7 protein-coding genes are annotated in these 12,813 nt (G+C 54.9%); 1 reads left to right on the top strand and 6 read right to left on the bottom strand.

What is annotated here, in order from left to right:
• Positions 1–100: 100 nt before the first annotated feature.
• The 6 genes from L6R21_12580 to L6R21_12555 form a co-directional block, all read right to left on the bottom strand.
• Positions 101–2,677, bottom strand: a complete 2,577-nt coding sequence (locus L6R21_12580; GenBank protein MCK6560022.1) for a peptidoglycan DD-metalloendopeptidase family protein — start codon at positions 2,675–2,677, stop codon at positions 101–103.
• 132 nt (positions 2,678–2,809) lie between these two features.
• A complete protein-coding gene (locus L6R21_12575; GenBank protein MCK6560021.1) occupies positions 2,810–4,219 on the bottom strand; it encodes a hypothetical protein in 1,410 nt (469 codons plus the stop codon).
• Between the two features lie 116 nt (positions 4,220–4,335).
• Complete coding sequence (locus tag L6R21_12570) at positions 4,336–4,545, bottom strand: hypothetical protein (GenBank protein ID MCK6560020.1); 210 nt, start codon at positions 4,543–4,545, stop codon at positions 4,336–4,338.
• Positions 4,546–4,895: 350 nt separating this feature from the next.
• Entirely contained in the window at positions 4,896–5,150 is a 255-nt protein-coding gene (locus L6R21_12565; protein ID MCK6560019.1) for a hypothetical protein, read from the bottom strand.
• Between the two features lie 58 nt (positions 5,151–5,208).
• Positions 5,209–7,536, bottom strand: coding sequence for a T9SS type A sorting domain-containing protein (locus L6R21_12560; GenBank protein ID MCK6560018.1), 2,328 nt, complete (start codon positions 7,534–7,536; stop codon positions 5,209–5,211).
• 157 nt (positions 7,537–7,693) lie between these two features.
• Entirely contained in the window at positions 7,694–8,893 is a 1,200-nt protein-coding gene (locus tag L6R21_12555; GenBank protein ID MCK6560017.1) for a LamG domain-containing protein, read from the bottom strand.
• A gap of 1,030 nt (positions 8,894–9,923) precedes the next feature.
• On the opposite strand from L6R21_12555, the gene L6R21_12550 reads away from it, so the two are divergent.
• Positions 9,924–12,791: a T9SS type A sorting domain-containing protein gene (locus L6R21_12550; protein MCK6560016.1), complete on the top strand. Its 2,868-nt coding sequence runs from the start codon at positions 9,924–9,926 to the stop codon at positions 12,789–12,791.
• Positions 12,792–12,813 lie beyond the last annotated feature (22 nt).

The following is a 12,813-nucleotide window of genomic DNA, read 5'->3' as shown; positions in this document are numbered from 1 at the left end:
CGGCTTTTGCAGCTTCTCTGAAATATTCGACCCCTTTTTGTGCAAACACAGTCTCCGGTCTTTTTTTTGAGCGAAAATATTGTTCAACACCAACGTTAAATTACCGCAGCAAAATGAGCTTCTTCGTTTCCTCAAATTCACCCGCTTGCAAGCGATACACGTACACCCCGCTCGCCAGGCCCTTCGCCTCCCACACGCGCTGGTGCTTGCCTGCCGGCAGTTTTTCCGCCGCCAGCGTGGCGACTTCCTTGCCCAGCTCATCATAAATTTTTAACGTAACAAAACTTGCCTTCGGCAGCACGAATTCGATGCTGGTGCCCGGGTTGAAAGGGTTCGGGTAGTTTTGCAGCAGCATAACTTGGCGTGGCAATTGAGCAATCTCCTCAGGTGTACAGACGGAGACAACGACTTCTGGACCGCCTAGTAGTCCAAATCCCTCCTGATCTCTGGCAGGTGGATATTTTTTAAACGCACGCAGGAGAAATACTGAAATTTCTGCACGAGTAACATAATTCTCCGGGCAGAACTTTCTTGGCGTTTCCCCACATCCCCCGGTGATACCCTCCTGCCACAACTGCTCGACCCACTCGGCTGCCCAGTGATCAAGCGGCACATCGACAAATGTCTGTCGTGAAGGAGCCGGCGGGACGTAGGAGCTTTGGTGTAACGCGCGCAATAAGAAGACTGCCATCTCGGCGCGCGTCAGATACTGATTCGGACAATACCTGAGCGGGTCTGAAGAGCAACCGGCTGTCATGTTTTCGAGATAGAGTTTCTCAATCCAGGCAGCATCCGGGTGGCTGGGCGGGACATCTGCAAAAATGCCGGAGGGGCGTGGAATATCCTTGTTGGCATCGTAGCCGCGACCAAATTTGCCCCGGAGGAGGTAATGCGCCATCTCGGATCTGAGAACTCTGCGATAGGGATCGAAATAGCGAATATCCTCCTGGTCGCGTTGAATGATTCCGGAGGCGATGATGGCGTCAATCCATAACTTCGCCCAGAAGTTTTGAGGTACATCCAGAAACAGGTTTTTGGGTGCTACAGTTGCAATGCCGCCATCGGTCAATACCCAGAGGCTGTCTCTCGCAATTATTGGGCTGGGCGCGCAAAAGCACTCATAGACCCCTCGCGTATGGCGCCAGAAGGCCAGATGCAGATGCGGACCTGTTGAACATCCATTGTTGCCGACGGTCCCAATTTGGGTATCGACGAAGACCTCCCGGCCCGGCTCGATATTCACATCCTGTAAATGCCCATACAAGCTGGTCATGCCAAATTTGTGCTCCACGGCAACGTAGTTTCCAAGGAATCCGGGAAAATCTCCATCTTCACCCAAAAAGGAAGACCTATCGTAAGCATCATCGAATCTGGCGTTGTTCTTGTAACAGGCGTCACATGGTCCATGGAAGCATTTTTGCTTATCAGAGTCGTAACAATTGAAACAACCATCGCGAACCGCAACGACTCTTCCAGGAGCAACAGGGAAAACCGCTGCTCCCAAGTCATCCCCGGGCTCCAGATTCCAGTCGGTAGCGTAGTAGCTTTTCCCTTTGTGAAAGCCTTCACCATAGAAAGACCCCGGGTTTCCCACTTCCCATTGGCGCCCTGATCCAAACGGCATCTGCAATGGATAGTGCGACAGAACTAGCTCGTCCTCATTGGAACAGGCACCATCGTTTACGCTGCCGGATATGAAGACCTCATCCGTCATACTCTGTCCCTCCGGATTCGTCCAGTCTATCCTGATGGCGCCACTGAATTGTGGGCCACCGTCGGGTAGGTACTCTTGCCAGGGTAACTTGAGGTCGAACTCAAGAACTCGCTCGCCATGCCAAGGATCATTGCAGCGTAGGGTAAAATCATTAAACGACAGGCTCGTAATCCAGTCAGTATTCGTTGAGATTTGGCCGGTCAAAATTCCACCACCGGCATTCTTGATCGTGATACTGCGCGATAATTCCGCGCCCTCCGTCAGCGTACCCAGTTCGATCTTTGCAGGCGATACCTGGAGTTGAGGACCTTCGACTGTGCCAAACACCTCAATCTCCTCCCGTTCTTGCGGAGAAAGTGGAGTATCACCGGTCACGATAATGGTTCCCGCGAATCTGCCGGCAGCGTAAGGAAACCCCCCGGAGAACCGTACCGTGGTCTGGCCAAATGCCTGGTCAATCGTGAAGGCCTCCGGAGATATTGTCCAAATCCAATTCTCGTTTTCTTGGACTTGAACCGAGAGAGATACGTCACGGGTGGGAAAACATCCACTTCTGTAGACCACAAAACTGGCTGAAAACGTTTCACAGCCCGGTTGAGTGCCGAGGTCAATGCGATTGGTGGAAACCAGCAGGCACTGTTCCTGACTATAGCACAGGCTTGCCGCCACGGAGCAAAGACATAGGAGATGAGTGATAATATTTTTCATGGCCACTCCTTCGGTTGGGTATGTTAAAAACCCAAAAGCAAGGGATAGTACAGACTGTTCTGGCAGACCGGAATTAGCGGGTGTATAGAGTGTCCAGTTCGTGTTGTCGAATTTGGCCAGTCCGTTGTCAGTGCCGACCCATTTGTTTCCGCTATCATCGACCAGAATGCAGCTTATCGAATTAGATGGCAGGCCGGAGTTGGAAGGATTATACACCGTCCATGTTGTGCCGTCAAATTCGGCTATTCCTTGCAAGGTGCAGATCCATTTCTTGCCACTATTGTCAACGGCAATGGCGAGGACCGAATTGTCGGGTAACCCGGAATTGACTTTGTTGTAAAATACTTTGTCTCCAGTGGCTTTGAGTTCAGCCGTCTAAAGTTCACTTCAAAATGCAATTTGCATACTCATCGCCGGAACAATTTTGCCCGGGTCATGAGGAGGTCGCAGGAAGCTCAATTGCGGGTAGCCAACGTGTATCTTGCCACTCTCATGATGGCCAAGAGGAATGAGTCGGTTTTGATCATTGTCCAGAGTCAAATCTTTGCCTTTGTCGAAATCCCTGGTCATGTTCACCCCAATTGCCATGCCGGCCACACTTCCTAATCCGGCGATGCCAAATATGGCGGAAGCATCGTCGATCTCAAAAAGCAAGTCGAGACCAAACCCGAAGACCGTGCCGATGGCGCCGGCCAAATTCAAAAGCCGGACGCGCGTTTTGCTGATACGCACCTCCTTCGCCGCCATGCCGGTGCCGAGAATCAACGCGTCGCTGCCAACCAGAGAAGCGCGCACAAGGTCATTGTCTTCCAAATTCGCCAAAGCGCCCACGACCAGGCCAAACCACGCGCCCCATTGCAGTCCCGAGCTGGTGAGTGCTGCATGGCCTGGCGAGAAATCAGTTTGGCTTGTCAGCCAAGCCGCCGCGCCGATTCCAGCCAGGCCGGCGATTTCACCCATGCCGGTGACAGTATTCCCTTCAGCCTCTCCCACTGCGGCCCAGCCGATTCCCTGCCAGGTTCCGAGATGTCCGCCGAGGGCAATCATCGTCGCCCTGCCATCGCTGATATTTGCCTCTTTTGTTGCGCCACTGGCGATGCCCAAAGATATGGGAGCGCCCAGCAGCAGGCCGAGCGCGAAAGCCTGGGGGGAATCCGCTTTCAGGGCGCTTGGTGTGGCAATACCCAGCCACAGGCCATAATAGCCGCTGAAAATGAGAAGCTGGGTGCGGCCACTTTGATCGAGCAGCGACCCCTTCCAAAACAGCGCCTTCTTCGTTTTCCACAACTGATCGAGGCCGGCATAGTTCTCTTTGGCCTGCAAGGCTTGCGGACTCTGCGGGTAATTCTGCAGCAAATCTCCGAAGAGCACGGAAGTCAACTCGTGGCGGTTTTGTGCGGCGTACCGCAGGCCGAGGCGATAGATGATCGCAGCTTGCAGGCTGTCATCTGTTTCTTTTGTCGGCTGTGAGGCTTGATGTTCTTCAATCAACCTGACGTGGAGTTTGGTCAATTCGACGGCTGGCGCGGAAATCTTTCTGGATTTGTGATGCTTGCCGAGGGTATCAGTGAAGCTGTACTCCAGGCGATATGCTGACGCTTTCAAGCGGATGATTCGCGCTGATTGAAATCCGTCTAAATCAGGAAACAGGCCGTACTTCGCGCGCTCGGCGGCGTCGATCTCAGCTCCGATGGAGTCACTCAGCGAGATAATTTGGCGGTCTTCTGTTTGTGTCAGCGCTGAGGTTGCACAAAAAAGAAATAATGCTGATAGAATGGTCATGACACTTTTCATCATAATTCCTCCGAGATTGATGCGTGATAATCATCAAGTGATCGACACCATAATTGCGGAAAACTCGTCTTTATCCACAAATAGCGGATAAATCCTTCTTCACCTGACCTTCAATCGCTTTAGCTCTTTTGCAGCACGATCACAACGCTGGCTGGCTCATCGGTTCCGTTGTTGTCAAAATCAAAAGCGCTGTCGCCAGCCAGCGTAAGCATATTATCTGAAAGTGTGACCGCAAAGCTCATGTCATCGCCAAAGTCAGCGCTGAAGACAAACGTAATCAGAGTCATTATTGCCCCGGCATCGGCATACTGCCGCGGGTGCCGATCCATGCCGGCGCGGCCGCTTGTGCTGCCAGAATCACCTAACTGCCCGGCAATGATTGAAAGCCGTCAACGAGCCTGAAGGTAGGCCAAGAATGGGTAGGCGGGAAAACTCCAGCAAGAGGACATGGCAAATGCGCAGATGCGGGGGGGCGCCTGCCCAAACCTGTTTCAGGCTCGGTACAGGGTTTTGCTACTCGTTTGCTCTGGTGTGCTTCCCAAGGTTTGGTGCTGGCCGATCGTGACACGAAGCCGCTATGTCAGGCCAATTAGACTCTACTCTCAAACGCTGTGCCGATGGATTTGGCATCGGCATGCAGGTTTCTCAAGGATTTATCAACGGCGGGGCTGCCCATCAGTTACGATTCTGTCGCAAATTCGAGAATCGTGGCATAAAATTTCTCATTTTTGATATTTTTTTCATTAATTGTCATTCGGCTCGTTTTAGGAAACTCCAGTGCACCGGCATTTCGGCAAGGAAAGAGTACCACCTTCTCAACATCGCCGTTGCTGTTGACAATGATCACTGACGCCCTCCGGGCAGCAGCAGCCACTTTGATGGCCACCCGGACTTGCCCACTGCGACGAGTCAAAGACGAAAGGCTCACCATCATAGAGGTTGCTGCTGCATTCCCGAAGCTCACACAGTGCCGCCGTCGGGGTGGTATGACACTATCGCAGCAAAATGAGCTTCCTCGTCTGCGCGAACTCACCGGCCTCCAACCGATACAAATACACCCCACTCGCCAAGCCCTTTGCCTCCCACACGCGCTGGTGCTTGCCCGCCGGCAGTTTTTCTGAAACCAGCGTGGCGACTTCTTCGCCCTGAATAGTGAGGATCTTGACGGTAACGAACGCGGACCTCAAGAGCGTGAACGTGATCGTCGTGGTGGGATTGAAAGGGTTCGGATAGTTTTGTTCCAGACTGAACGCGGCCGCAATTGCCGGCGTTTCTTCCACGCCCACCAGCATCACCGCCGCTTCGTTGCTCTTGGCGCTGCGATTGCCATGCACATCCACGGCGCGCAGGGCGTAGTACTGATTGCGATTGGCCGGAACTCCATAATGCACAAACGAAGTGTCTGCGGTTGTCGCCAACGCCGTCATGGTATCCGGATCGAAATTCGGCGTGTTGCTCCAATAGATTTCATAACCGGCAAAATCGGACTCCTGGTTGGCACGCCAGCGCAGAACCACTTCTCCTGCCACAAAAGCCGCGGTCACATTGCCCGGCGCTGCCGGCGGCAGGTTGTCGACCGAGTAGCCGCTCATCAGGTTGGAGTCCCAAAAGATGTTGGGATTACCCGTATGCGCGGAAACCAGGAAGCTGTGATTTCCAGCCGTTGTGGCCATGGAATCGTAAAGCGTCGGGATTGTGCAGGCGTAGGTGGGGAAATTGTGCCGTGGCTGATTGCCAACCCATTCCCAGTCGATAGGTGCATACGGCGAGGGCCGCACCGAGCGCCAGATGGAGTAGTATTCGATCGCGCGGCCGCCGATGGTGTCGAGATCAGCCGCCTGCCAGCGCACGATGACTTTGCCGCCTTGATCATGGGGAACATCTTGCACCGAAAGAATGGTGGGTTTGGGCACCAGTTCCCCGCGCCGGCCGATGCGTTGCGCGTAGAGGTCAGCATCTCCGTTGCGTGTGTCGTGCCAGGCAACGATCGCGCCGCCGGCCTGATCGCCGATGATCTGTTGGTTCTCCTGTGTTCCTGTTGCCGTGGTAAGGGTGACGCCGGTGTCAGTCCACAACCGCTGTCCGTATGCACCAAGGCGCTGCGCAAAAATGTAATCTCTTGCGTCGCGCTCCTCGCGCCAGGTAATGATGGCACCACCGGCGCCATCGCTCACCATCGTGGGCTGGCGTTGAGCGTAAGTTGAGGTGGAAACGCGAACGCCCTCGGATCCCCACAAGCTCTGTCCTGTAGCATTGAAACGTTGTGCATTAAGCAGATTTTGGTATTCAACCATGGTCACAATGCCGCCTCCCGCCCCATCACTGTCGAGATCGTACCCACTCACCAGATAGTAAGGTGACTGAATTGCGACGCCGTTACTATCCCATTGGGCAGCTCCGGAAGCATCCAGGTGCTGCGCATAAATTCTAAAATAAATCTTGCGATTGTCCTGCCACGTTATAATGGCGCCGTTTGCGCCGTCGCTGATCAAATGGCAACTGACCAGGTCCCTTGTCCTTGGTTCAACGCAAATGCCCACGCCATCGGCAGTCCATTGCGGGTTACCATTGGCATCCAGGCGTTGCGCATAGAGATCGCGATCACCGGCTTGCCAAGCAGTCCATGCGATGATCACGCCACCTTCATGCAACGCAAGTAAAGCCGCCACCCAGTGTGGATTCGGCGCAGAAAAGACGGCAACACCATTCGCCGGCCACTGCCACGCACCACCAGCATTGAGACGCTGTACAAACACCTTTTGATCAGTACTGGTCCAACAATCCCAGGCAATGATTGCACCACCGGTGCCGTCACCTACGATTTTATAAGAATCTGACGACAGCATTGTCGACAGGGGAAGTACCGGTACGCCATCGGCAATCCACAGCGGCTGGCCGTTTGCGTCGACCCGTTGGGCATAGAGATGGAATGTGGAATTGCGGAGATCCGTCCAGGCGATGATAACGCCGCCGGAACCGTCACCTGCAGTTTTGATACTGTGCTGATCGTTCGGCGCCAAGCACACGGCCACCCCGTTTTTGCCCCACAACGCCGTTCCTTTTGCGTCAAGACGCTGGGCATAAATATCAAGCTTGCCATTCCGGCTGTCCTGCCAAACGATAATGGCACCGCCGGCGTTGTCGCTGATGATGCTGGGATACGTTTGATCGCCGGAGGCGGTACACACCGGCATGTTCGTGTTGCGATCACTGGTCCATTGCGCGAAAGCGAGGTTTGAAATACACCAGCCCATCAGCATGGCCGGAACCAACGCCGACGTCAATCGCACTGGACCGCGAGCGGGTATTGAGGATTGCATAGGATCTCCGCTTTTGATTTCACCGGTTGCGTGGATGAGGCTCTCACCTCACGAGCAGCGTGGCAACGCCCTTCCCCGCAACTTGAACCATCCGGCACGAGGCGCGCCACGCTGCATGAGCTCTGGCAGCAGCAGGTGCATGGTTTGCATCGCCGGATCAATCCTTTTGACCTCCGACCATGCGTACGGCATCTTCCCCTTGAACCGGTTCGCCGTCAAGGGTCTTTCCCGTAAGCATGGCTTCGGTATCACTACACGTCAGCCCCGTATCGCCCAGCCGGAAATGCAGCACCATGTCCAGGTCGCCATCGCCATCGGCGTCTTCGCTGTGCCCCTTGCCGTGAGTTTCGAGGGCCTCAGTGCCGCTGTGCCCGAAGCGGATCGTGGCAGGATCGACCGTGATCGCGTCGAAATCGATTGCTTCACCGGCCGCCTTGCTCGTGGTTAGAATCGCCACGGCAATGACGCCGTTCAGATTCTTGCAGTTTACACTGTTGGGATCACTGCCGGGCTTGATGTCGATCTCGATTGGAATGAACTTGCATTTTCCCGCAGCACCGGCAGTGAAGATGGCCTGGATTTCGTTATCTGCGAGGACGCGACCATAAATCTCGACTTCATCGATGAGGCCATCAAAGAACAAACCATCCTTTCGCCGGCCGATGCGCAATGGTTCATCATTGGGGTACTGCAACAAGCTATGTTGCCAAACAACAGTGTCCACCAAATCGCCGTTGACATAGAACTTCACGACTCGAGTCCCGGCATCGGCGGAGACGGCAACGAAGTACCACTGACCAACCACCAAGTCGGGCATATTCGCGATATGTCCCCATGTTCGATTATAGGGCGCGTATTGCGACTTAAAGATCAATTTCGCCTCCCAGAGGCCGATTTCATAGTTCCCGGCATGGTTATGATCGGCATAGCCTGATGGCTGTTTGTTGACGATGGCATGCTCACCAACCAAGTTGTCGGGTTTTATCCAGGCATCAATGGTGATTTGGGAGGTGAGATCCAAACTGGGATTGTCCGCTACGGCCACGTAGTCGTCAACACCGTCAAAGTTCAGCCCGCCGGCAACCATAGCCGGCATTGGCGTTGCTCCGATGAGCGAACCATTGTTCTCACCGGCGATGTCTTCCGCGGTCACGCCACTGGTTTCATCAAACGGCCACCAGCTTGTCACTCCCGGCGGCACTGGGGTGCAATCACATGCGAGTTTGAGAAAGGCAGTAGTCGCTTCATTCATGGGTGCCGGTTCCGGCATTGTGGGAGGCGGCGCTTGGTCACAGCCGATCAAGACAAGCCCGGCGCATAGCAGACACCCCGCTAGTTGAGTCAGCAAATTCTTCATGATAACGTCTCCAGGTATGAGGGTCCAAGGTTGATTGATCATCAATACTTGTATTTCATTGCGCTGCTGTGCTGAGAGCTGAAGCCCAACGAGCAATCAACTCGACAGCGCGGGAACACCACGAAGTCACCAGGCCGGCACCGGAACCGCAGAGCCGCGGAGAAAGGCTCTTCTTGACGCCAAAGCGCAGCAATCTCCACCTTCTGCGCGATTCAAATGCCTGCGCAGAAAGACTGCTGTGCCGTTCTATCCTTTCACCTCTTAACAGACGCAACAGTCGCGATTTTCATGCAGGCTGGAAAAAAAAGCACAATCGTGTGGCGGGAAAAGTGCGGTGGCAGGAGACGGCTGAGCATACACTTGGGACGGCGCTGTGCCCCGATGCAGCAGCAACCCTCAGGGTAAGTCTATGATTCTGAGATGTCTTGAGTGACGCGGCCTGCGGTCTGAGCTGCTGGGGGGGACGGAGTGAAGGTTGCCAGCAGGCAGACAATGGATTGCTGCGCCGCTGCTGCCAGCAGACCAAAAGCCGTTTCGATGAGTATACTATGGGTGACAAAATGTACATCTCGTGAGATTTTTGCCAAACCTCTCAGGTTGCGGCCTGCACCTGGTTTGATTTTTTTCTATCCGAATTCTGGGAAAACTTTCATGAAGTGTTCTTGCTTGTGAGAATTTTCGCGTCGATGCCTGGCCGTTTGCTTGGCATTAATTCTTTATAATCAATCTACCCTTTCGCCTGTGGCCGTTGGCATGTATCTTGATGGAGTGACAATAGTAATGGCGGGGTAGCATTGGCATTCTGGATCGTGCAAGACGATCATCAACAAGTATCCTCTGCGCAGTATTAGGAGCAATTGAGCCGCAGGGCTTACCTCTCTTGACTCGCCGGCTGGCCAATCTCTGCACGGTTGACCAAGGCGCTCACCTGAATGGAAGAACAATAATCGCGCGAAAATATTGAAAGCCACGGTTTGACGTCGTGGGTTCATGAGCTATCATGTCGCAGAATTCGGTCAAGGAGGAATTCATGATGCGAAAACTCGTCGTCTATTTCACGCTCACGCTTCTGGGGCTCAGCCTGTCCATGTCGATTCCAAGCGGTGCGGGAGCTCAATCGGTGTTCGTGAGTGAGCCCAACTCCGGTAACGTTTTAAAGGTGGATAACTCAGGCGCCAAGACGATCTTTGCCACCGGTCTCGGCCGGCCCGGCCCGCTCAAGTTCGATAAGAATGGAAATCTCTTTGTGATTGACTTCGAGGGGAGACTGATGAAGGTCACCCCAGACGGGTCGGTCTCGACTTTTGCGACGGGCCTGCCGGAGGGCAGTCTGAACGATCTCCTGGTTACCGATGACGGCAAGCCTTTCCTGCTCGCGTCCATGGAGAATCCTGTGAACGGTGACATGTACGGTGCCGTATGGGAATTGGTCGAAAATGGCGCTCCCTCGCTTCTTGCCTCGACGGTGGATGAAGCTCCGCCCGGCCAGAATGGAAGAGGTTTCACTTGCGGGCCTGGCGGCCATTTCTACCTGGCGATGCAAGGTGGCAATAGCGGTGGCCGCATTATCCGCATCACGCGCGATGGCCAGGTGTCCACGTTCTTCGACCCCGGACTTCCGCCTCTCAAAATGGGCGGCGGCAGCATGATTGACGTGCGGTTCAATTCTCAAGATGAAATGCTTATTCTCGGGCACGTTCCCCCCGGCAATACCCGCATCATCTGGAAAGTTCAAAACGGTGCTCTCACCACTTTTGTGAGTCCGGGTGGAATCCCGGATCAATCGCTGCAGCTCACCATCGATGCCGCCGACAATTTGTTTGTTGCGGGAGGCGGTTTTGGCGGTTGCGCGCCCTCCCAAATAGATTGTTTCGAAGGATTCGTTAAGCGTGTTGACCCTTTGGGGAATGTCACCACTCTCGCCACCTTTCCACCGCCGGCCGGCGAGTTGATGAATACCATCATCGACGTTGACGATGACGGCTTTGACAGCTTTCTTTCCATCACCGTTGAGGCTGGCGGACCGTATGTCGTCACCGAGGGCGCATCCGTCATGGTCACTGCTTCCGGCAACGATCCGAACGCCGGGCCGCTGACCTACGCTTGGGATCTCGACAATAACGGCAGCTTTGAAACGCCGGGGCAAAGCGTGACGTTCTCGGCTGCAGACCTCGACGGGCCGGCAGATAGTACCATCCAGGTGCAAGTCACAAACAATAGCGGCCTCAAGGCCACCGACCAGGCGACCGTCAACATAAGCAACGTCGCGCCGACCGCCACTTTCACCGGTACGCCGGGCACCATCATCGTCGGACAATCAGCAACGTTGGCGTTCAGCAATCCTCTCGATCCGAGCGCGGCGGATGTGGCTGCTGGATTCACGTATTCTTATGATTGCACGAATGACGGCACGTTTGAAGTCAGTGACGTGACGGCGAACTCTTACGCGTGTGCATATCCCGCAAGCGGCACCTTCGCTGCCAAGGGTCGCATCAAAGACAAGGACGGCGACTTCACGGACTACACGGCCGAAATCGTCGTGCTACCTGCGCTGGTAGCGAATGCCGGTGCGGACGGGCAAATTTGCGACGGCCAGTCCATTCTGATTGGCGGCAACCCGGCGGCAAGCGGCGGCACGCCGCCGTATGCCTACAGTTGGACGCCGGCAACAGGCCTGGATGATGCGACGGCAGCCAATCCGATTGCCTCACCCACGGTGACAACTACTTACAAACTCACTGTGACGGACGCCAACAGGCTGACGAATGCGGACGAGGTGACTGTAACCGTCAAGGGCACATGCAAGCGCTTTGTTTTTCTCGCCAACACCGTGACGCTCAAACGCACCAAGCAATCGACTCCGGCCGGCGATATTCATTCCAACGGCAATCTCACGGTCGAGAAGGGTGATCCGAGCACGTACAATTCCAATCTCACTGCGGTGGGCAAGATCACCATCAACAAAGAGAACACCATCAATGGCAACGTGACTTCTCCGCTCGCGATCAGCAACGCGGGAACGGTCAGCGGCGTGCTCACCGTGGGGCCGGTTGCCTCCGAACCCCTGCCGAGCAAGAGCTACAGCGCTGGCGGGCCGAACAAGGCCGTGCCGCAAAATGGCACCCTGACGCTGGCGCCCGGTTCGTATGGCATTGTGACGCTCAACAGCGGCGGCACGCTGAAACTGACCAGCGGCGACTATTTCCTCAACGAGCTGCGCTATCCCGGCTCCACCGCCGTGATCGCGATCGATCTTGCCAGCGGTGAACCGGTGAATATCAACGTCGTCAGCAATCTGCAGTTGGGCAAGGAAGTAGCGGTTCGCCTGCTGCCCAACGGCGAGAGCAACAGCGAATTGGTAACTTTCTTCACTTTGCAGAGGACGGCGGTGAACGTCGGCAAAGAAGCTTACTTCCTCGGAACGCTGCATGCGCCGAATGCGACCGTCACGCTGGCGAAGAACAGCCAGTTGCGCGGCTCGCTTTGCGCCAACACGATTCTGGTGGAGAATGATTGCCTGTTCCTGCATCATGATTCGCCCGCTGCCTTGCCCGGCCCCGGGAATCTTCCGAAATCTGCCGCGGATGATGAAGAAGCGACCAGTGATCAGTCACCAGTGACGAGTTATCAGTTGGCGCAGAATTATCCGAATCCGTTTAACCCCAGCACGACAATTCGGTTCAGCGTTTTGGAAGCGGGTGTGGTGCAGTTGGCGGTTTACAATATCAATGGACAAGAAGTTCGCACGCTGATTTCCGGACAGATGGACGCCGGACGTCACGTGATCAATTGGGATGGCAAGGACAATGCAGGCCAAGTTTTGCCGAGCGGCGTCTACGTGTACAAGCTGCGCGTCAATGGTTTCGCGCAAACCCGCAAGATGACTTTGATGAGATAAGGTCAAAATGACGTCACTGACC

The organism is bacterium, assembly GCA_023150945.1.
In the GTDB taxonomy this organism is placed as follows: Bacteria; Zhuqueibacterota; Zhuqueibacteria; order Zhuqueibacterales; family Zhuqueibacteraceae; genus Coneutiohabitans.
The sequence above is the reverse complement of the archived record's forward strand: the minus strand, read 5'-3'. Positions and strand labels throughout refer to the sequence as shown.